21 protein-coding genes are annotated in these 19,535 nt (G+C 66.3%); 10 read left to right on the forward strand and 11 right to left on the reverse strand.

Annotated elements, in window-relative coordinates; genetic code table 11:
• Positions 1–152 precede the first annotated feature (152 nt).
• The 5 genes from NWF34_RS21120 to NWF34_RS21140 all read right to left on the reverse strand — a co-directional run bounded on the left by NWF34_RS21120 (position 153) and on the right by NWF34_RS21140 (position 4,776).
• Positions 153–1,094 (reverse strand): phytanoyl-CoA dioxygenase family protein, encoded by a 942-nt coding sequence (locus tag NWF34_RS21120; protein ID WP_024499676.1) that lies wholly within the window; start codon positions 1,092–1,094, stop codon positions 153–155.
• Positions 1,095–1,340: 246 nt separating this feature from the next.
• Entirely contained in the window at positions 1,341–2,129 is a 789-nt protein-coding gene (locus NWF34_RS21125) for an acyl-CoA thioesterase domain-containing protein (RefSeq protein WP_024499675.1), read from the reverse strand.
• A 13-nt stretch (positions 2,130–2,142) separates the two neighbouring features.
• Positions 2,143–3,720: an FAD-dependent oxidoreductase gene (locus NWF34_RS21130; RefSeq protein ID WP_332108854.1), complete on the reverse strand. Its 1,578-nt coding sequence runs from the start codon at positions 3,718–3,720 to the stop codon at positions 2,143–2,145.
• Positions 3,617–4,480, reverse strand: a complete 864-nt coding sequence (locus NWF34_RS21135) for an SDR family oxidoreductase (RefSeq protein WP_024499673.1) — start codon at positions 4,478–4,480, stop codon at positions 3,617–3,619. The genes NWF34_RS21130 and NWF34_RS21135 overlap by 104 nt, the downstream gene beginning before the upstream one ends.
• A gap of 146 nt (positions 4,481–4,626) precedes the next feature.
• Positions 4,627–4,776: a hypothetical protein gene (locus NWF34_RS21140; RefSeq protein WP_232513026.1), complete on the reverse strand. Its 150-nt coding sequence runs from the start codon at positions 4,774–4,776 to the stop codon at positions 4,627–4,629.
• A 250-nt stretch (positions 4,777–5,026) separates the two neighbouring features.
• Here NWF34_RS21140 and NWF34_RS21145 point away from each other — a divergent pair, with 250 nt between their 5' ends.
• The 5 genes from NWF34_RS21145 to NWF34_RS21165 all read left to right on the forward strand — a co-directional run bounded on the left by NWF34_RS21145 (position 5,027) and on the right by NWF34_RS21165 (position 9,952).
• Positions 5,027–5,674 carry a PAS and ANTAR domain-containing protein gene (locus tag NWF34_RS21145; RefSeq protein WP_159405826.1) on the forward strand — a complete coding sequence of 216 codons (648 nt, stop codon included), beginning with the start codon at positions 5,027–5,029 and terminating at the stop codon, positions 5,672–5,674.
• A 160-nt stretch (positions 5,675–5,834) separates the two neighbouring features.
• Positions 5,835–7,001 (forward strand): glycosyltransferase, encoded by a 1,167-nt coding sequence (locus NWF34_RS21150; protein ID WP_024499671.1) that lies wholly within the window; start codon positions 5,835–5,837, stop codon positions 6,999–7,001.
• Positions 6,994–8,103, forward strand: a complete 1,110-nt coding sequence (locus NWF34_RS21155) for a glycosyltransferase family 4 protein (RefSeq protein WP_159405794.1) — start codon at positions 6,994–6,996, stop codon at positions 8,101–8,103. Before NWF34_RS21150 ends, NWF34_RS21155 begins: the two co-directional genes overlap by 8 nt.
• Positions 8,100–9,077, forward strand: coding sequence for a hypothetical protein (locus NWF34_RS21160; protein ID WP_159405793.1), 978 nt, complete (start codon positions 8,100–8,102; stop codon positions 9,075–9,077). The genes NWF34_RS21155 and NWF34_RS21160 overlap by 4 nt, the downstream gene beginning before the upstream one ends.
• Complete coding sequence (locus NWF34_RS21165) at positions 9,074–9,952, forward strand: glycosyltransferase family 2 protein (protein ID WP_159405792.1); 879 nt, start codon at positions 9,074–9,076, stop codon at positions 9,950–9,952. The genes NWF34_RS21160 and NWF34_RS21165 overlap by 4 nt, the downstream gene beginning before the upstream one ends.
• A 10-nt stretch (positions 9,953–9,962) precedes the next feature.
• On the opposite strand, the gene NWF34_RS21170 is transcribed toward NWF34_RS21165, so the two are convergent.
• On the reverse strand, positions 9,963–10,388 hold the full coding sequence (locus tag NWF34_RS21170) for an anti-sigma factor (protein WP_024499667.1): 426 nt from the start codon (positions 10,386–10,388) through the stop codon (positions 9,963–9,965).
• 314 nt (positions 10,389–10,702) lie between these two features.
• Here NWF34_RS21170 and NWF34_RS21175 point away from each other — a divergent pair, with 314 nt between their 5' ends.
• The gene (locus NWF34_RS21175) at positions 10,703–11,137 is read left to right on the forward strand and encodes a hypothetical protein (protein ID WP_024499666.1); all 435 of its coding nucleotides are present in this window, start codon (positions 10,703–10,705) and stop codon (positions 11,135–11,137) included.
• A gap of 4 nt (positions 11,138–11,141) precedes the next feature.
• On the forward strand, positions 11,142–12,320 hold the full coding sequence (locus NWF34_RS21180; protein WP_159405791.1) for a zinc-dependent alcohol dehydrogenase: 1,179 nt from the start codon (positions 11,142–11,144) through the stop codon (positions 12,318–12,320).
• Positions 12,321–12,403: 83 nt separating this feature from the next.
• Here NWF34_RS21180 and NWF34_RS21185 read toward each other — a convergent pair whose 3' ends face one another.
• Complete coding sequence (locus tag NWF34_RS21185) at positions 12,404–13,210, reverse strand: SigB/SigF/SigG family RNA polymerase sigma factor (protein WP_159405790.1); 807 nt, start codon at positions 13,208–13,210, stop codon at positions 12,404–12,406.
• A 416-nt stretch (positions 13,211–13,626) separates the two neighbouring features.
• On the opposite strand from NWF34_RS21185, the gene NWF34_RS21190 reads away from it, so the two are divergent.
• Positions 13,627–14,070 (forward strand): STAS domain-containing protein, encoded by a 444-nt coding sequence (locus tag NWF34_RS21190; protein WP_024499663.1) that lies wholly within the window; start codon positions 13,627–13,629, stop codon positions 14,068–14,070.
• A 25-nt stretch (positions 14,071–14,095) separates the two neighbouring features.
• Here NWF34_RS21190 and NWF34_RS21195 read toward each other — a convergent pair whose 3' ends face one another.
• Entirely contained in the window at positions 14,096–14,779 is a 684-nt protein-coding gene (locus NWF34_RS21195; protein WP_159405789.1) for a GAF and ANTAR domain-containing protein, read from the reverse strand.
• Between the two features lie 212 nt (positions 14,780–14,991).
• Entirely contained in the window at positions 14,992–16,164 is a 1,173-nt protein-coding gene (locus NWF34_RS21200) for an acyl-CoA dehydrogenase family protein (protein ID WP_159405788.1), read from the reverse strand.
• A gap of 128 nt (positions 16,165–16,292) precedes the next feature.
• Here NWF34_RS21200 and NWF34_RS21205 point away from each other — a divergent pair, with 128 nt between their 5' ends.
• Positions 16,293–17,312 (forward strand): LacI family DNA-binding transcriptional regulator, encoded by a 1,020-nt coding sequence (locus NWF34_RS21205; RefSeq protein WP_159405787.1) that lies wholly within the window; start codon positions 16,293–16,295, stop codon positions 17,310–17,312.
• A gap of 17 nt (positions 17,313–17,329) precedes the next feature.
• Here the strand turns inward: NWF34_RS21205 and NWF34_RS21210 are convergent, their stop codons facing one another.
• Positions 17,330–18,142 carry a mycofactocin-coupled SDR family oxidoreductase gene (locus NWF34_RS21210; protein ID WP_024499659.1) on the reverse strand — a complete coding sequence of 271 codons (813 nt, stop codon included), beginning with the start codon at positions 18,140–18,142 and terminating at the stop codon, positions 17,330–17,332.
• 125 nt (positions 18,143–18,267) lie between these two features.
• Positions 18,268–18,756: a nuclear transport factor 2 family protein gene (locus NWF34_RS21215; protein ID WP_159405786.1), complete on the reverse strand. Its 489-nt coding sequence runs from the start codon at positions 18,754–18,756 to the stop codon at positions 18,268–18,270.
• Between the two features lie 148 nt (positions 18,757–18,904).
• Here NWF34_RS21215 and NWF34_RS21220 point away from each other — a divergent pair, with 148 nt between their 5' ends.
• Positions 18,905–19,531: a TetR/AcrR family transcriptional regulator gene (locus tag NWF34_RS21220; RefSeq protein WP_159405785.1), complete on the forward strand. Its 627-nt coding sequence runs from the start codon at positions 18,905–18,907 to the stop codon at positions 19,529–19,531.
• Positions 19,532–19,535 lie beyond the last annotated feature (4 nt).

The raw sequence follows: 19,535 nt of genomic DNA on the forward strand, positions 1-19,535 counted from the left end.
TGAAACAAGCCGACATTCCGAGATCGGCAGACCACCCACGCCCACATACCACCACCCCCAAAACCGCACGCCCACAACACCCTCCACCACCACCGGCACACCACATCGGTGCATCCAGGCTCAGGCAGCAGGGGGCCTGCACTCCTCACACCTCAGGCATCGATGGGCCTGTGCGCCAGGTGATCCGGACGAGGTGCCGTACCGTCGAACGGTTCCTGCAGGGCGTTCGACTTCGCGTTGAACACGACGAAGAGGTTGCTCCGCGGGTACGGGGTGATGTTGCCGGCCGAAGCGTGCAGGCAGTTGGAGTCGAAGTAGAGCGCCGACCCCGCGGGGCCGGTGATCGTGTCGATCCCGAGTTCGTCGGCGAGGGTCGCGACATCCTCCTCGTCCGGCGTGCCGAAGGGCGGACGGTACGAGGTCAGCGATTCCCGGTGGTAGCCATCGGGTGTCGCGCCGACGCAGCTGACGAACCGACGGTGCGAGCCGGGGATGATCATCAGCGGCCCGTTGGTGGACAGGTTCGGGGTGAGTGCCAGCGACACGCTGAGTGCTCGCGGTGCGGGCATCCCGTCCTCGGCGTGCCAGGTCTCGAAGTCGGAGTGCCAGTAGAACGGTCCACCGGCGAAGCCCGGCTTCAGGTTGATCCGGCTCTGGTGGATTGTGACCTCGTCGTCCAGGATCTGTTCGGCGACACCGCGGATCGAGTCGCGGTCACAGATCTCGGCGATGATGTCGCTGAGGCGATGTACCGCGAACAGCGAACGCACGTCACCGTTCGAGGACTCACGGATGACCCGGTCGTCCTCTCCGAGTCGGTCGGTGATGTCGGAGACCTCACGGAGACACGCGTCGATGTCGGCGGCCGACAGGACCTTGTTCTCGGTGTGGTACCCGCGGTCGGCATAGTGGCGCAGCTCGGGCGCCGACAGCGGCCCCGGGTTCCCCATGCTGCCCCACACGGTGTTGTGGGGTCGCGGTTCGATCTGGCTGCGGTGGGCGAGACGGGTCCGGTACACGTCGACGCCTCGGGTCAGGCTCTCGGTTCGGGCATTGCGGATATCGATGTTCTGGCTTGCTGTTTGAGTTACCACGATCGATTCGATCCTTTCCCTCATCCGGCAGGCCGCTCGGGACAGGGCATTCCGGCGGCAGGCAAGGTGATTGTGTTGTGCGCGAATCCGTCTCACGGGAACGGACCGCGAAAGATACGGCCGCACGAGGCACGCGATGATCTGCACGCACCTGACAGGGCCGTATGTGTGCAGCCTGCCAGGGAAATGCGGCCCCCCGCAACCATGCTGGTATGCCGGTTGCGAAGGCCGTGCATCGTCGCGATCTCAGATGTGTTGCACGACCACGGTTGCGATCGACGACGGTTTGCCCGACGAATTCGCCGATATGACGCGCACCACGGACAGGCTTCGGCCACGGTGCAGGGTCTCCGACGTGAAGGTCGTGGTGTCGGCGGCGTTGCACGGGCGGACATAGCTGATGTCGATGCTGGTGGTGCGCAACTGCCCGTCCGCCTCGACCGACGACATCGCCGCGAGTTCGGAGGCGCAGATCAGGATTCCGCCGTGCACGCTGCCCATCCCGTTGGCCGAGAGGAAGGTCGGGGGCATGGTCAGAACGCCGGGCGCGGTGGGGACCAGGCCGAGCTGGTCGCGAACCGGGCTGGCCGGCGCGTCGAGCACGTCGGCAGTCGCATGTGCACCCGGTGAGGTCGGGGCGTCGATGAGGTGGGACCGCTGGACGATCGTCGCGATCGTGCGACCGGAGGGATCCGAGATCCTTCCGGTGGTCATCGCGCCCCGCTCGTCGCGGGCGACGAGTTCGCCGGTGACGTCGAGGACCGTCCCGTCGAGCGGCGGGTCGGCGACGAAGTCCATCCGGATCCCGAGGGACACCGGCCAGCGTCCCTCGGGGCTACCCGCGTCCACGACATATCCCGTCACGTCGTCACAGACGACGGCCAGCGCCGCCCGGGTGACGCCGGCGGCGGGATCGGCGAGCCACGGCCCGGTCTCGATGCGGGCCTCACCGCGTTCGGCGGACATCGAGAGTCCCCTGATCCGCAGCATGACCTCGGGTCCGCCGAGGTAGAAGTCAGACGAAGTCGTCGGCATGGAACGAACTTACTCAGCGTCGGGAATCGGCGTACTCCAGGATCACGTCGACGGCCCGCGCCGCGCTCTGGCAGGCGCCCTCCATCGTGGTGGTCCAGTCTGTCCTGGTCCAGTCGCCGGCGAGGGCCAGACCGTCGACGGTGGTGCGCTGGTCCGGCCGGATTCCCGCGGTACCGGGACGCTGGGCGAACGTCGATTTCGGCATCCGGACCACGTGACTGTGGATGACCTGCGCGTCCGCGGCCTGCGGGTAGTACCTGCGCAGCATGTCCATCTGGATGTCGGTGATCTCGGCGTTGGTCTTGCCGATCAGGTCATACGACGCCGACACCGTCGTCGAGTAGAACCAGTTGTCCTTCGGTTCCCGTCCGTGCATGCGCTGACGGTCCCAGACCTGTTCCAGCACTCCCTCACCGCCGTGGAGGATCTCACCCCAGTCGGTCATCCCGATCGACCGGTCGAGGTAGAGGTTGACGCTCACGATCGGGACGGGCGTGAGGTTGTCGACGGCCTCGTAGATCCGTTCGTGTCCCGGGACCTGGTCGAGCAGCCCCTTGACGCTCCACACGGGTACCGCGCAGATGACCGCATCCGCCGCGACCTTCTCCCCGTCGGCGAGTGTCACCCCGGTGACGGTGCCGTCAGCAACGTCGATCGTCGAGACCACGGCGCGATGCCGGACGTCGACGCCGGCGTCGGCGAAGCGTTTCTCCGCGCCCGCGATGAACAGGGTGTCGAGGTCGACGGTCGGGAATCCGATGGAGACCGGGGTGCGGGTCGCGAGAGCGCGCCGCGCACCTGTGACGAGCAGATCGGCGGGCACCTTCGCCGACGAGATCTCGGTCTTGTCGCCGGTCAGGCCGATGACGATGCCATCCCACAGTGCGTCGCGTGCCGACTGTGGCATGCCGATGCGGCGGAACCACTCGTCGGCGGTCACCTCGTCGAGCCACTCGGGCTGGCGGAACGCGTGCCGGATCAGCCGTGCCTGGGCGATCGCGGTCCGCACGCGGTCCACACCGGTCACCCCGGGGAGGTCGCCGATCGCGGCACGCAGTCCGGTCACGCCGCCGAACGCCGACTTGCGGGTGGCGCCGCCGGGCATCCGGAACGTCATGTGTCCCGGGAACTCGACGTGTTCGCGGGTCCCGACGCTCTCGAGGTACCGCATGAGGTGTTCGTATCCGCTGGCGAAGACGTGTTGCCCGTTGTCGGGGACGTCGTCCACCGCGGCCAGCGGCATCGAGATGGTGCGGCCACCGAGCGAACCGCGCCGCTCCAGGAGCGTGACCCGCTGCCCGGCCTCCGCGAGCCACACCGCCGACGCCAGACCGGCGAGTCCCCCACCCACGACAACGCAATGCATGCGCCACAGCGTATCGGCCAGCGGTGACCGATGTGAGATGGTTCGACCGTTGCGTCTCAGTTCGTCATCCTGACGTTCCTGGCAGCACGCGGTCACTGCGCTACCGGCGGGCGAGCACCGGTCAGCCCGGCAACGTCTCACCACCGATCGGGGCGAGCACCTCGCCGGTGTAGTAGGACGACAGCTGCTCGGCCGCGAAGAACACATAGGACGGCGCGATCTCATCGGGTTGGGCGGCTCGGCCCATCGGCGCCTGCGTCCCGAAGTCCTTCACGGCCTCGGCCGGCATCGTCGCCGGGATCAGCGGGGTCCACACCGGTCCGGGCGCGACGCAGTTGACGCGGATCTTCCTCTCCAGCAACGACTGTGCGAGCGAATAGGTCAACGCCAGGACCGCGCCCTTGGTCGCCGAGTAGTCGATGAGACTGTCGTTGCCGCGCAATCCGTTGATCGACGAGGTGTTGATGATCGCGCCACCACCGGTGAGGTGGGGCACGGCGGCGCGGGTGGTGTGGAAGAAACTGTGGATGTTCACGTCGAACGTCCGGTACCACTGTTCGGGGTCCACCTCGAGGAAGTCGTCGACGACCTCCTGGTAGGCGACGTTGTTCACCAGGATGTTCAGCCCGCCGAGCTCGGCGACGGTGCGTTCGACGACGTCGGCGCAGTGGGCCGGGTCACCCAGGTCGCCGCGGTAGGCGCGCGCCTTGCGACCCTCGGCCTCGATCAGCGCGACGGTGTGGCGCGCGTCCTCGTCCTCGTCGAGGTACGCGATCGCGACGTCGGCCCCTTCCTTGGCGAAGGCGATCGCGGTGGCCCGGCCGATACCCGAGTCGCCGCCGGTGATCAGCGCCTTCTTGCCGGCCAGCAGGTCGCGGCCGCGGTACTCGCGCATCTCGTCGCGCGGACGGTCCGGCATGTCCCCGGTCTCGCCCGGGTAGGGAATCGTTTTCGCTTCGTGTGGGGAGTTGCCCTGATCGGTCATCGTCGTCGGTTGCCCGCTGTGCCGCAATCGAAAACCTGCTACCGCGTTCAGGGATTCTCGTCGGGGATCTCCTGATCGAGTTTCTCGTCGAGCGTCTCTCCCTCACGCTGCTCGCGGGCCGTCGTCCCGGTACGGTCACTGGCCGACTAGTCCTCCGGCGGGTCCATCCCGTCCTCGAGCGGATCGCGGGCGAGATGGTCCTCGTCGAGGTCCTCGGCACCCACCGTCGAGGTCAGATCGGGGTTGACTCCCTCCGTCGCCGCAGTCGCGTCGGTGCTCTCACTGTCGGTGCTCACCACGACCTCCTCAATCTTCTCGGGAAACGATCTCGTCGGCGACAGGTACGTTCGCCACGGCACCGTGCCTACCCGAGCACCGAACGACCAAAACAAGAGCGTTGACCTGCTTGTTCGTCCATGTCTCCGATCGGTCCGCGACACGGGTCGGGCCAATTCTTGCCGCTGATGAAACCCGGGTAAGCTCATATCTCGCCCGAGACCGCCGGCGCTGTCGTTTTTGCGTGCCTTCTTAGCTCTAGGGGTGACCGTGCCAAAGACCAACAACATTCCTGCCGATGATTCTCGGATTCGTCACGTCGGCAGCTTCCGGTTCCTCTTCGACACCGAGGAGTGGTGGTGGTCCGACGAGGTGGCCGAGATGCACGGTTACCAGCCAGGTGAGGTCACCCCGACCACCGAGCTGCTGGCCGGTCACAAGCATCCCGACGACCGCCACGCCTTCGACGAGATGGTCGCGACGATGCTGAGCCGACGCACGCCGTTCTCCAGCCGTCATCGCATCATCGATACCTCCGGCACGGTCCATCACGTCGCGGTGGTCTCGCAGCAGATCATCGACGAGCACGGCGTACCCATCGGAGCCGAGGGCTTCTACCTCGATCTGACCGGGTACGACGAGCAAACCGTCAAGTTCCAGGTCGACGAGCACGTCGCCCGCTTCCGCGAGAACCAGGGCGTGATCGAACAGGCCAAGGGCATGATCTCGATGGCGTATGGGGTCAGTCCCGAGCGCGCGTTCGAGGTGATGCGCTGGCGTTCGCAGACCGCCAACGTCAAGGTCAACGAGCTGGCCAAGAACATCGTCTCGGGCGTCCACAGGTACGTCGTGCTTCCCGACCCGGTGCGACAGTCCTTCGACCACCTCCTCCTGAACGCTCACCAGAACGAGAACTGAGACCTTCCCGACACGCATCGTCGTCGGGTTTCACAATCGTCGTACCGGGGTATCCGCAAGCCAACTGCCGCTCTCGGCAATTCTGCGGTGAAGACGCCGCAATCCTGCGGACCCGGTTGAGCCAACAGCCGTTCATGTCTCGAAGTGAACGGATGGAACAGTGGACGGACGTGTTATCGGGCAGCTCGGCGGTGCGGCAACCCTCGAGAAGGTGCACAGCTCACGGACGACGCGGTCGAGCACCGCGCACATCCGCGTCGCTTCCGTCCCGCAGTCGCATGTCTACGTCCGGCATCTCTCGCCGGTGAACGGGTCGGTCAGCCTCCTGGACACCGGTGCCGTGTCGGTGACCCGGCTGCCCGACCCGGTGCCTGCTGACGGCGCCAAGGTGCCCGGCGGATGGTGGCCGCCGTTGATGCTCGACCCGCGGTGGATTGCCGAGCACCACAACGAGTTCGACGTGTTCCACATCCACTTCGGCTTCGACGCCGTCGAACCGTCGGTGATGGCCGACGTCCTCGGTGAACTCGACCGTCACGACAAGCCGCTCGTCTACACGCTGCACGACCTCCGCAACCCTCACCACCCGGAGCCCGGCGCCCACGAGGAGGTCCTCGACCTCCTCGTCCCGGCCGCGGACGAGGTCATCACGCTGACCCCGGGTGCGGCCCAACAGATCTCGCAGCGTTGGGGTCGGTCCGCGGCGGTACTCCCGCACCCCCATGTGGTGCCGCCCGCCCGGTTCGCCCCCCGCGAGGCACCGACCGACGAGTTCATCGTCGGCGTGCACGCCAAGAGTGTGCGCGCCAACATGGACCCGCTCCCCGTCATCATGACCCTGCTGGACGCCGCCTCCGACTATCCGGACATGACGATTCAGATCAACCTCCACGACGAGGTCTTCGTCCCCGGGAACCACTGGTACAACCCGGACTTCGGCACCGCCGCACTCGCGCTGTCGCGCCACCCGTATGCCCGCGTGCGGGTGCACGAGTACTACACGGACGATCAGCTGTGGGACTACCTCGGCAAACTCTCGGTCTCGGTCCTGCCCTACCGGTTCGGTACCCACTCGGGGTGGCTGGAGGCCTGCCACGACCTGGGCACCGCGGTGATCGCGCCCAGCTGCGGCTTCTACCACGAACAGCAGGAGTGCTTCACCTACGACTTCACCGAGGACCATTTCGATCCGGAGTCGCTGGTTGCCGCACTGGCGCAGGCATATTCCGCTCGTCCGGCACCGGCGATGTGGCGCGATCGTCGCGCACAGCGGCTGTCACTCGCCGAAGCCCACGCGGGCCTCTACACCCGGGTGCTGCATGAGTGAGTCGCTCCGAATCGCCGTTGTCGCGTCCAGCCGGTACCCGATCGCACAGCCCTTCGCCGGCGGCCTCGAAGCCCACGTCTGGCATCTGACGCGGGCGCTGACCCTTGCCGGTCACGAGGTCACGCTGTTCGCGGGAGCCGGCAGCGACCTGCCGGTCGAGTCGGACCGATTACGTGGCGACCTGTTCGAGCCGTCGGCGGCGGCTCGGTCGGATGTGTCGATGCCGCCGATCGAGGTGCTGCACGATCATCACGCCTATCTGTCGCTGATGCTCTCGTTCACCCGGAACCCGGATGACTTCGACGTCATCCACAACCACAGCCTGCACTACCTGCCGGTCGCGATGGGTCCAGCCGTCGACACTCCGATGGTCACCACCTTGCACACCCCGCCCACGCCGTGGCTCGAATCGGCACTGGCGCTGGCACCGGATACCAGGTGCGTCGCGGTGAGCCGGCACACCGCCCACGCGTGGTCGCATGTTCTCGGTTCGATACCGGTGGTACACAACGGTGTTCAGCTGAATCACTGGCCGATCGGCACCGGCGGTGACGACCTGGTGTGGTTCGGCCGACTCGTGCCGGAGAAGGGCGCCCACCTCGCGATCGAGGCCGCCCGAATCGCCGGTCGTCGGCTCCGGCTCGCCGGACCGATCAGCGACAAGACCTACTTCCGTGATCACGTCGCGCCGGCCCTCGGCGACCAGGTCAGCTACGAAGGTCATCTACACCAGCACGAACTGGCCCGGCTGGTCGGGTCGTGCGGCGCTGCGCTCGTCACACCGGTGTGGGACGAGCCCTACGGACTCGTCGTCGCCGAATCCCTCGCCTGCGGAACACCAGTGGCGGGATTCGCTCGCGGCGGCATCCCGGAGATCGTCGGTGACACCGCCGGCATGCTGGTCCCGGGCGATGATGTCGTCGCGCTCGCGGAGGCCGCCGAGAAGGCATTCACGATCGACCGACGGGAGGTGCGCCGGCGCGCCGAGCAGCATTGTTCCGACATCGCGATGATCGACCGGTACACCGACATCTACACCGAACTCGTGGCCGAGCGAGAGCGCCGAGGCTCCCGCCGACTTGCCGGGGCGTTCTCGGCATGATCGGCTATTACGTCCACCATCAGGGTCGCGGACACTGTTCGCGGGCCGCCGCCATCGCCGCGCGCTTACAGACCGACATCGTCGCACTCACGAGCGCCGAACTGACCGATCCGGCCTTCGACGAGGTCGTCGTCCTGGACCGCGACGACGCCGATCCCGCTCCCTCCGACATCGACGCCGGCGGTCTGCTGCATTGGGCGCCTCGGCACGACGCCGGGTTGCGCAACCGGATGGCCCAACTGGCGGATTTCGTCGCGACGCGGCGGCCGGCCGCGATGGTCGTCGACGTGTCGGTGGAGGTCACTCTGTTCCTCCGGCTGCTCGGCGTACCGGTCGTGGTCATGGCGATGCCGGGCGTGCGCGACGATCTTCCCCACCAACTCGCCTACCGCGCCGCCGACGCCATCATCGCTCCCTGGCCCGGCGACCTGTACCAGCCGGACTGGCTCGTCGAGCACCTGTCCAAGACGGTCTTCACCGGCGGCATCTCCCGCTTCGACGGCCGGCCACAGGTCGCCCACCCGACCTTCGCCGCCGACATCCTCGTTCTCGGCGGGGCCGGCGGCAACGCCGGGGCAGCGCATCCGGCGATCGGCCTGGCCGACGCATTCCCCGATCTCAAGGTGGTGGGCCTCGGCCCGGCCTTCCGAACCTGGGTCGACGACCCGTGGCCGTTCCTGTGCAGTGCCCGCCTCACCGTCATCGGCGCTGGGCAGGGGAGTGTGGCGGATGCCGCCGCGGCTGGACGTCCCGCTGTCGTCATGCCGGAGGACCGTCCGTTCGCCGAGCAGCGCGCCACCGCGAACACTCTCGCGCGTTCCGAGCTCGCTCTGGTCGCCTCGACGTGGCCCGACATCGACCGTTGGCGATCGATCGTGGATTCGGTCGGTGATTCCGAACCGGCGTGGTCCCGGTGGCAGACCGCCGGCGCCGCCGAACGGGCGGCCCGCGCCATCGAAGCGGTGGCGAGATGACGACCGGAAGTGCAGAGGAGACCGTCGCGGTGATCACCATCGTGTCGGGACGCCACCTGCATCTGCGCCGGCAACTCGAGGCGTTCGAGCACTCGACCGCGCGACCCGACGTCCACATCGTCGTCGCCATCGATGACCCCGACATCGATGGGGTCGTCGCCGATTCGGCTCCCGCGGCGCATCCGACGCGGGTCGTCCACGTCGAGAAAGAGGAGTCCGGCACGTTGCCGCTCGCCGATGCTCGCAACACCGGCGCGCAGGCCGCCATCCACGCCGGGGCAACCCTGCTGGTGTTTCTGGACGTCGACTGCATCCCCGGGCCGGACCTGGTGCAGCGTTATCTCCGCTCATGCGCTGCGACACCAGAACTGCGTCTCCTCTATTGCGGGCCCGTGACCTACCTGCCACGCGACCAGGAGGTGTTCGACGCACGAGAGCTCCACCACTTCACCGACCCACATCCCGCGCGTCCGGTGCCTGGGCCGTGCCAGACTCAACTGTCCTCCGAGATGACACTGTTCTGGTCGCTGTCCTTCGCCGTCCGCTCGATCGACTGGCTCAGGATCGGCGGGTTCCACATCGGTTACCGAGGCTACGGAGGAGAGGACACCGACTTCGCGATGTGCGCCGCACGCAACGGCTTTCGCATCGCCTGGGTCGGCGCCGCCCACGCGTACCACCAGCACCATGCGGTGTCGGACCCGCCCGTCGAGCACCTCGAGGACATCCTCCGCAATGCGCGAGTGTTCCACCGGCGGTGGGACCGATGGCCCATGGAGGGATGGTTGAACGCCTTCGCGCGACAGGACCTCATCACCTACGACGAGACCGTCGACGACTGGCGCCGGACTACGGTCGAACGGTTGAGCAGATGATTGGCCGGACTTACTTCCGGACCTTCGAGAACCTGATGGTCACGTCGCGAGTCGCCTCGGCGGGCGACGATTCCGCGTAACTGATCGCGTGGGTGTCGGTGACGGTCTGGACGACTCGCCATCCGAACGTCGACTCGTCCAGCTCGACGCCATCCACGAGCTGACCCCGGACCTCCCCGACCACGCCGTTGGAAGCGAGGTGCAGAGTGACCTCCATCGAGGAGCTCTCGGCTGCTGCGGAGATTATCTGTGAGCAGATCTCGTCCACCGCGACCTTCGCGTCGATCACGTCGTCGAGCGACCAGTCGTCGATGTACAGAGCCGTCTCGACCAGCGCGCGCACCAGCGCAAGTCGATCAGTGGCCGCCGGGACCCGCAGCACCGTTGGCAGACTGCCTTCGATCGATAGCTGGGAAGTGGCGTCGGAGTCGGTCATCAAGTGAGTCTTCTTCGCACGTCGATATGAGTGGATCTTCATCGGTCTGCTCATGAATGCCCCGCGATGGTCTCGTCCAAACCGTGGTTGTTCAGCCGACATGCTGATCGTGCTCCCCGAAACACGTCTTCCGACGTTAGCAGAGGCGTCAACTGAATCGACTGCACCCGCCGACCCCAGAACGCGACGTCCACCCGCCCTCATCTGGGACAACGGCCGACGGCCGCAACGGCGACGTTTCAGCGCGAGGCGCCTGCGGTACCCGACGGACACAGTCACATCGGAGTTCACCACCACCTGGCGAAGGGACAGCTATGCCAGATCTCACACCTGAACGGGAGGTCGCCTCGCGCGAAGCCATCGCCCGACGACCGGCCCGGAAGTCGCGCGGACTCAACGCCATCGGTCTTCTCGGAATCTTCTGTCTCGGACTGATGCTGGTGCTCGGCGGTATGGCGATCGCGGCCGGTGCCGGCGACCGGGACGCGACCGTCTGGCTCGCCATCGGCGCCGTCATCGCCGGTCTCCTCGCGGTCGGCCTCCTCATGGGCAGCCGAGTTCTCCTGCGGCGGCGGGCAGGTCGCGACGGCGAACGAGCCCACCAGGATCCGATCCAGCCCGAGACCACGGCCGAGGAGGCCGAGCGCTACGAAGAGCGGTACCACGGTTTTCCCGTCGACCACGACGGCAAGCACGAACGGGCGCGGGTAGAACGCCGCGAAGACCACAACGACCACGGAAAGGCCTGAAAGCATGCGCGCAGTGACCTGGCAGGGCAAGCGAAACGTATCGGTGGAGACTGTGCCCGATCCGAAGATCATCGAACCGACGGACGCCATCATCAAGGTCACCTCGACCAACATCTGCGGTTCCGATCTGCACCTCTACGAGGTGCTCGGTCCGTTCATGAACGCGGGGGACATCCTCGGCCACGAGCCGATGGGGATCGTCGAGGAGGTCGGTTCCGACACCGGGGATCTACGGGTCGGGGATCGCGTCGTCATCCCGTTCCAGATCTCCTGCGGCTCATGCCAGTTCTGTAATGACGGATTCATGACGCAGTGTTCGACCACCCGCGTCACCGACCAGGGCACGGGGGCGGCACTCTTCGGCTACTCGCAGCTCTATGGCTCGGTGCCGGGCGGGCAGGCGGAGTATCTCCGTGTGCCGCAGGCACAGTTCACCCACATCAAGGTGCCGGTGGAGAACCCGGATTCCCGCTATGTGTACCTGTCGGACGTTCTCCCGACGGCATGGCAAGCCGTCGAGTACGCCGAAATCCCCAGCGGCGGAACGGTGACCGTCCTCGGACTCGGACCCATCGGTGACATGGCCGCACGTATCGCCGCCCACAAGGGCGCGCGGGTGATCGGCGTAGATCGCGTGCCCGAGCGCATCGCGCGTGCACAGGCGCGCGGCATCGAGACGGTCAACATGGACGACGTGGACGATGTCGGCGAGGCGATTCGCGACCTCACCGGTGGACTGGGCACGGACTCGGTCATCGACGCCGTCGGCATGGAAGCCCACGGTTCACCACTGAACAAGGCCATGCAGACCGTCGTTGGTCTGCTCCCCGACGCGATCGCGCGTAAGGCGATGTCGGAGGCGGGTCTCGACCGGCTGGGCGCGCTCTATTCCGCCATCGACATCGTCAAGCGCAGCGGGACGATCTCCTTGTCCGGCGTGTACGGCGGTGCCGCCGACCCGTTGCCGATGCTGACGATGTTCGACAAGCAGATCCGGCTCCACATGGGACAGGCCAACGTGAAGCGGTGGGTCGACGACATCCTTCCGCTGCTGACGGATGAGGACCCGCTCGGTGTCGACACCTTCGCGACGCATGAGCTCCCGCTCGGCGAGGCACCCGACGCCTACGCCAAGTTCCAGCGCAAGGCCGACGGGATGGTCAAGGTCATCCTGAAGCCCTGACCGAGACCGAGGGCCCGCGCCGATGCCTCCGGCGCGGGCCCTCGGTACCCGAGCGTGTGACCGCAGTTGGTGGACCGCAGTGGTTACGCGTGCTTGAGCAGGGGCTCCTCGTACTCGTCGTCGGCAACCTCTTCACGCAGCGTGTCGAGAATCCGGGTGAGAAGCCTCGACACATGCATCTGTGAGATCCCGACGTGCCGGGCGATCTCACTCTGGGACATCGAACGGAAGAACCGCAGGGTGAGGATCGTCCGTTCGCGTTCGGTGAGCCGCTTGAGCGCCGGCTGGAGGGTCACGAACTCCTCGATCATGTCGAGTCGCTCGTCCTCGTCACCCAGAGTGTCGGCGAGCGTCCAGCCGTCGGTGGACGAACCCGCCTCGGCATCTATGGAACTCGCTGTGTACGCCGACCGCGCGACCATCCCTTCGATGACCTCGCTGACCGGTAGTCCGAGGTGCTCGGCGATCTCACTCGGCCGCGGTGACCTACCGAGGGATTGCAAGAGCTCCTCGCTGGCCTTCGCGATGTTGAGTGAGGCCTCCTGCGCACGGCGTGGCACTCTGATCGACCACGTGCTGTCACGGAAATACCTCTTGACCTCACCCATCACCGTCGGAACGGCAAAGGCGAGGAAATTGTTGCCACGCTCGACATCGAATCTGTCGACTGCGTGCATGAGACCGATCCGCGCCACCTGGCGGAGATCGTCGACCGGTTCACCACGATCGGAGAACCGTCGTGCGACATGATCGGCGAGCGGTAGACACCGCTCGATCACTTCGTCGCGTTTTTTCGCACGTAAATCGTCATCGCGTTCACTGCGGATCTCACGCAGTATCGGGAGGACGTCGCTGTAATCGTCGTGCTCGGCGCGTTCTTGTGCCGCCATTTGTCACCACCCAGACGTTCTGATCTTGCGACCGATGGGCTGACTACTGCCCCATCTAGCATGGATTGCGATGTGCGCACGCGACTCGACGCACATCGCTACTAGACAACCACGTTCTACGGCGCAGGTCCAGCTACGGCGTCTCACGATGCGGGATTCCGAAACCTACGAACGTAACCTTCTCGACCTTGTTCGGCACTCGAAACACCCGTAGGGTTGGTAGAGCGGTTCAGGTAGGAGCTGCACAGTAATAGCGAGAGGGCACCCAGGGCTCCTCGGCTCACGCGACATCACGGTTTATCTCCATTCAGGACGATCGTGAACTTGGGGTCTCGCGCCGTCACCGGCGTCGGACACTGACCGGGCTCGATCGTCGATCGATCGCTCGGCACGCTTCCTACTGAGACGAGCAATCCATGCCACTCACCACCTCGACAGTCTTCCGTTCGGCGTTCGACACCGGCAGAGGGCCGTCGACAACCACACCCAGGCGCTTCGATTCCGCGAAATCCTATTGTGTACAGCGCTTTTCCGGCAGCGTCGACCGTGAAACGGCCGCCGACTTCGCGGCCGCCCTCGACCGCGTCGCGCGTGATCGAGTCCATGGCGTCGTCCTGGACTTCTCCGCGGTGAACTTCTTCGGCACGATCGGACTCGTACTGCTCCAGACCTTCGTCGACGACGCCACCGAGCGATCGATTCCCGTTGTCCTGGTTGGCGAACGAACCGTCAGCCGTCCACTGGAGATCTGCGGGATGACATCCTACGTACGGGTCTTCGACACCGTCGACGACGCCGGACGCCAGCTCACCGAAGGTGAGATCGGTCCCAGTGCAACGGAATTCGCTACCTTCGAGTAGAACTCCGCCGGCTCGCCCCGGCAGGTCACCTCTTCAGGGTGATCTGCCGCGCTATCTCGACGAGCTTGGTGTTCGATTCCTGGGACAGCTTCTTCAACAGCTCGAAAGCCGCCACGGCATCGATGCTGAAACGCTCCATCAGGATGCCCTTCGCCTGGCCGATCACATCGCGGTTGGCGAGGGCGCTGTGGAACTGATGGTCCTTCTTGATGGTGTTCCAGGCCAACGCGGCGTGGGTGGCGTAGACAACGCCGATGTCCTCGGCGTGTAGGTCGAAGACCTGCGGCTCATCCGCGAAGAGGTTGAGCGCACCGATCTTGTTCTGATTGGCGAAGAGTTGGAAGGACAGCACGGAACGGATCGGCACCTCGTCCATCGCGCGACTCCGGTATACCGGCCACCGCTCGTCCTTCTCGAGATCGTCGACGCGGACAACCCGGTCGTGGAGGGCAGCCGAAAGGCACGGTCCCTCACCGACCTCCGCCTGGATGCGATCATGCAATTCTGCGATCTCGTGCGTCGAACCGAAGGACTCGATGGATCGTCGATCCGTCGCGACCGTGAGTCCGGCGTATTGGGCACCGGGGATCTCCGACACCGCACCCTCGACGATGGTCTTGGCCACCAGTTCGTCGTCGGCGTCGTCCCCGTGCAGCTCCCGAGCCATCTCCGCGATGCGGAGATGGACGTCGTCGTTCGCGTCGGTCACGATCGAACTCCTTCCCGGCGGGCGGGGCGTAGCGGGACCGTCCATGGCCGCCGTGACTATACGAACCCGAGTACCCAACGTACCGCCTGCAAACCCCCTGAACGGGGTTTCAGTGCACTGGACGATCTCCACCCGTCCAGCTCGCAAATCCACCCCTTTTCCGCAACGTCACCCCCGAGTGGGTGGTATGGCGGAAAAGGGGTGGGACTACCTCAGCGGAACGCGGTTTCGCCGGTGAGGGCACGTCCGATGGTGAGCTGGTGGACCTCGGAGGTGCCCTCGTAGGTGAGGACGGACTCGAGGTTGTTGGCGTGCCGAATGACCGGGTACTCGAGCGTGATGCCGTTGGCGCCCAAGATGGTTCGGCATTCGCGGGCGATCTTGATGGCCTCTCGGGTGTTGTTGAGCTTGCCGGTGCTCACCTGTTCGGGGGTGATCTCGCCGCGGTCCTTCAGACGGCCGAGGTGGTAGGCCAGCAGATGCCCTTTGCCGACCTCGAGTGCCATGTCGGCGATCTTGGCCTGGGTGAGCTGGTACCCGGCGAGCGGCTTGTCGAAGACCTCGCGGGACCGGGCGTAGTCGATGGCGGTCTCGAGGCAGTCGCGGGCGGCGCCGATCGCACCGAAAATGATGCCGAACCGGGCCTCACCCAGGCTGGTCAGCGGGCCGCGCAGGCCCTGTGCCTTCGGCAGCACGGCGGATTCCGGCAGGCGGACGTTGTCGAGGACGAGTTCGGAGGTCACGGACGCGCGCAGCGACATCTTCTTGTGGATCTCCGGCGCGGAGAACCCGGGGGTGTCGGTGGGGACCACGAAGCCGCGGATGCCCTCATCGGTCTGGGCCCACACGACCGCGACGTCGGCGATCGAGCCGTTGGTGATCCACATCTTGGTGCCGTTGAGCAGCCAGTCACCGCCGTCGCGCTTGGCGTTGGTGCGCATGCCGGACGGGTTGGACCCGAAATCGGGTTCGGTCAGGCCGAAACATCCGATCGCGTCACCGGCGGCCATGCGCGGCAGCCACTCGTTCTTCTGCTCCTCCGAACCCCAGTGGTGGATGGAGAACATCGCGAGCGAGCCCTGCACCGACACCAGGCTGCGGATACCGGAGTCGACGGCCTCGAGTTCGAGGCAGGCGAGACCGTAGGCGGTGGCACTCATGCCCGGGCAGCCGTAGCCCTCGAGGTGCATACCGAGCGCGCCGATCTGACCGAGTTCCTTGGCGATCTCGCGGGCCGGGAGTCTCGCGTCCTCGAACCAGTCGGCGATGTGCGGCCGCAGACGCGCGTCGGCGAAGTCGCGGACGGTGTCGCGGATCGCGATCTCGTCGGCGTCGAGCAACGAGTCCAGGGCGAAGAGCTGGGTCAGAGTGCTGGGGCGAGACATCGGAACCTCCGGGGAGTCGGGCGGCGTAGAACTGATCCTACAAGTCCGTCGAGAACGTTTGCGAGAACGTTTGCATGGACTAACGTAAGGGGTCCGACGCGCAGCGTCAACAGAGGCACTCGACAGGAATGGGGACCAGCGTGGCCGGTGGTCAGCGGACGCCGACGCTCAAGGAGATCGCCCGACGCGCGGGGGTCCATGTGTCGACGGCGTCCCGGGTGCTGCGACAGTCGGAACCCGCCGACGGCTGGTCGGAGTCGGCACTGAGGGTCCGCGAGGTCGCCGACGAGCTGGGCTACCAGCGCAATCTGTGGGCGGCGAGTCTCCGCACCCGCAAGACCACCACCCTCGGCGTCGTGATGACCCGACTCACCGACGGCGTGGTCGCCACGACCTACCAGGGCATCGAGCAGGAGGCGACCCGCGCCGGCTACTCGGTGCTCCTGTCCAGTCCGCCCGACGACCCGGAAGCCCAGCGTGCGGCTATCGAACTGCTCGTGGGACGGCAGGTCGACGGTCTCCTCCTCAGCGGATTGCATCGCCCGGGCCGGAAGTTCATCGCCTCGTTGCGGGTCGGCGACGTACCGATGCTGACCCTGACCCGGCACGCAGACGCCGGACTCCCCTTCGTCGGCGGCGACGACGTGCGCGGCGGCGCCCTCGCCGCACGGCACCTGATCGATCGCGGGTACACCGACCTCGCCGTCATCGCCGGTCCGGCCCACGCGACGACGGCAACGGATCGACTCGCCGGCTTCCGGGCCGAGACCACGGCGGCAGGTATCGAACTTCCCGACTCTCGGGTCGTCGCATCGAGTTTCGAGGTGCGCGGCGGCACCGAGGCCGGGCAGGTTCTGCTCGACGCACCGAACCGGCCGCGGGGGATCTTCGCGGTGTCCGACACCATCGCCGTCGGTGTGCTCGGCGTCGCCCGCGACCTCGGACTACGTGTCCCCGAGGACCTGGCCCTCGTCGGCTACAACGACATCCCGATCGCCGCGCAGCTTCCGGTGCCGCTCACCACGATCCACTCCCCCGCCCTGGAGATCGGGCAGACCGCGGTGCGCGGGTTGCTCGATCTGATCGCGGGACGCGACGTCGAGTCGCGGCGCCTGCCGGTCGAGCTGATGGCACGCGGAACCACCTGAAAGCCGCGCGCCGCGTATCAGAAATGCTGCGCGCCGCCGTCGATCGAGATCTCCTCGGCGGTGATGAACTTCGACTCGTCCGATGCCAGGAAGGCCACCACGCCGGCGACCTCGTCGGCCTCGGCGGCGAACTGGTTGAGGAATGTCATGCCCATCCCGGCAAGGCGCGGGTTGGCCTTGTTCGTCTCCTCGATGCGTTCGACCATGCGGCCCGAGCCCATCGGCGTGATCACCGCGCCGGGATGGACGGTGTTGACACGAATGTCGTGCTGCCCCAACTCCGCGGCGAAGGCGCGCGACATCCCGACGAGCGCGTGCTTGCTCGTCGTGTAGTGAACCATGAACGGCTGCAGCTTCTTCCCGGCGAGCGAACTGATCAGGACGACCGATCCCCCGCCACGGCCGATGAGGTGGGGAGCCGAGGCGGTGACGGTGTTCCAGACGCCGGTCACATTGATGTCCATGGTGTCGCGAAAGCTCTGCGGGGTCACCTCGTCCCAGGTCTCGGGGATGCAGATACCCGCGTTGGCGACGACGACGTCGAGCCCGCCGAGCTCCTCGACCCCATCGGCAACCGCCGCCCGAAGACCGTCGAGATCTCTTGTGTCGCAGCGGGTGAGAATGGCCTTGGCGCCGAGGTCCTCGACCAGACGCTGGGTCTCGGCGAGATCGTCCTCGGTGGCCGGATCATACGGAACGCCCGGAAGCGGTCCGACGACGTCGACGCCGATGATCTGTGCCCCCTCGGACGCGAGCCGTACCGCGTGGGCTCGCCCCTGTCCTCGGGCGACGCCCGTGATGAACGCAACCTTGTCCGCCAAACGCGCCATGCCGATCCTTGTCTGCCGTAGATGTCGGGTCCGTGATCAGTCGACCGACTGCATACTGGCCGACCCTACCGACGACGGCCGGACGCGAAGTGGTTTCCCCCACTCACCGGTACGCGACGGCCCGATCAGGGATTGACCGCCGCGGCATGTGCCGAGTCGAGCGCGAACCGATTCTCGTCCCATCCGTCGGCGAGCGGGCCGAAGAAATGGAAGCGCACCCTCTTCACGCGGTAGAGCCACCGCCCGTCCTGCTTGACCAGCTCGTCGGTGTAGCGACCGGCAGCGATCGACGCGACACCGTCGAGGACGCACGGCTGCCAGAGAAATGACCGGGCAACAGCCGTGTCATCGTCGATCTCGATCTCGAGGTTGGTGATGAAGTGCCAGAACGAGGTGAGGCCGCCGTCGGCGAGACCTGCGAAGAAGGCGCGCATCTCGATCTTGCCCCGCGGGTTCGACAGGCCGTCGAACTCACCGTCGTCCGTGAACAGAGTCATCAGGTCATCCCAGTTCCCGTCGTCGAGGTGACGGCAATATCGCGCGTCCAGTGCGCGGATCGCCTCGAGATCCTCGAGGCGCGTCAACCGCGCGGCCAGATCGGGTTCGGTGCTCATGCTCATGCTCCAGAGTTCGTCGACGGACAGCGCAGCATATTAACGATTGTTCACGTGATCCACACCATAAGCCGGGTCGCCTGAGAGCGTCAACCAACCCGCGATCCGCTTCCTTGCTGGTGGAACCGCACCGCCCTACCCTGAGCGGATGAACACCCGATCGCCATCGGCCACCGCCGCATCCCGCGACCGCATCCTCGACGCCGCGCTCGACGAGTTCTTCACCGCCGGATTTCACGGCGCGACGATGCGCACCATCGGTAATCGCGCTGGTTGCAGCGCCGCAAACGTGTACAACCACTTCGAGAACAAGTCCGATCTGCTGGTCGAGATCCTCCGCACCGCGAGCGACGAGCAGTTCACCGCGACCCGCAACGCGATCCGCCGGGCCGGCAAGGACCCCGTCGAACAGTGGCGCGCAGCCGTCGTCGCACACGCCCTCTACACCGCGCAGAAGCCGCGCGAATGTCTGGTCGCGAACACGGAACTGCGCTACCTGGGCGAGATCGACCGCAAGCGTGTCGTCGGCTCGCGCGACGCCCAGGAGCAGCAGTTCATCGACATCGCCGAAAGAGCGGTCGATCAGGGGCTATTCCACATCGACCGCGTACACCAGGCTGTCACCGCGGTTCTCCTGATGTGCGCCGGAATCCCGGTGTGGTTCCGCCCGGACGGGCCGCGGACCGCGTCCGAGGTCGCCGAGGACTACGGCCAGTACGCCCTCAACCTCGCCGGATACCGCCCAGACGTCGGTCAGGCATTGACCGCGGGCTGACCCG

Origin of the sequence: Gordonia sp. GONU, assembly GCF_024733855.1 — a bacterium.
GTDB classification, from domain to species: domain Bacteria; phylum Actinomycetota; class Actinomycetes; order Mycobacteriales; family Mycobacteriaceae; genus Gordonia; species Gordonia amicalis.

What these genes read in the sequence shown, in the direction of transcription:
- NWF34_RS21160 (WP_159405793.1), top strand. Translation starts at nt 8,100, where the DNA reads ATGATCGGCTATTACGTCCACCATCAGGGTCGCGGACACTGTTCGCGG.
- NWF34_RS21165 (WP_159405792.1), top strand. Translation starts at nt 9,074, where the DNA reads ATGACGACCGGAAGTGCAGAGGAGACCGTCGCGGTGATCACCATCGTG.
- NWF34_RS21135 (WP_024499673.1), bottom strand. Translation starts at nt 4,480, where the DNA reads ATGACCGATCAGGGCAACTCCCCACACGAAGCGAAAACGATTCCCTAC.
- NWF34_RS21210 (WP_024499659.1), bottom strand. Translation starts at nt 18,142, where the DNA reads ATGGCGCGTTTGGCGGACAAGGTTGCGTTCATCACGGGCGTCGCCCGA.
- NWF34_RS21190 (WP_024499663.1), top strand. Translation starts at nt 13,627, where the DNA reads ATGCCACTCACCACCTCGACAGTCTTCCGTTCGGCGTTCGACACCGGC.
- NWF34_RS21220 (WP_159405785.1), top strand. Translation starts at nt 18,905, where the DNA reads ATGAACACCCGATCGCCATCGGCCACCGCCGCATCCCGCGACCGCATC.
- NWF34_RS21180 (WP_159405791.1), top strand. Translation starts at nt 11,142, where the DNA reads ATGCGCGCAGTGACCTGGCAGGGCAAGCGAAACGTATCGGTGGAGACT.
- NWF34_RS21175 (WP_024499666.1), top strand. Translation starts at nt 10,703, where the DNA reads ATGCCAGATCTCACACCTGAACGGGAGGTCGCCTCGCGCGAAGCCATC.
- NWF34_RS21200 (WP_159405788.1), bottom strand. Translation starts at nt 16,164, where the DNA reads ATGTCTCGCCCCAGCACTCTGACCCAGCTCTTCGCCCTGGACTCGTTG.
- NWF34_RS21205 (WP_159405787.1), top strand. Translation starts at nt 16,293, where the DNA reads ATGGGGACCAGCGTGGCCGGTGGTCAGCGGACGCCGACGCTCAAGGAG.
- NWF34_RS21215 (WP_159405786.1), bottom strand. Translation starts at nt 18,756, where the DNA reads ATGAGCACCGAACCCGATCTGGCCGCGCGGTTGACGCGCCTCGAGGAT.
- NWF34_RS21125 (WP_024499675.1), bottom strand. Translation starts at nt 2,129, where the DNA reads ATGCCGACGACTTCGTCTGACTTCTACCTCGGCGGACCCGAGGTCATG.
- NWF34_RS21155 (WP_159405794.1), top strand. Translation starts at nt 6,994, where the DNA reads ATGAGTGAGTCGCTCCGAATCGCCGTTGTCGCGTCCAGCCGGTACCCG.
- NWF34_RS21130 (WP_332108854.1), bottom strand. Translation starts at nt 3,720, where the DNA reads ATGAGATCGCGCCGTCCTATGTGTTCTTCGCGGCCGAGCAGCTGTCGT.
- NWF34_RS21185 (WP_159405790.1), bottom strand. Translation starts at nt 13,210, where the DNA reads ATGGCGGCACAAGAACGCGCCGAGCACGACGATTACAGCGACGTCCTC.
- NWF34_RS21170 (WP_024499667.1), bottom strand. Translation starts at nt 10,388, where the DNA reads ATGACCGACTCCGACGCCACTTCCCAGCTATCGATCGAAGGCAGTCTG.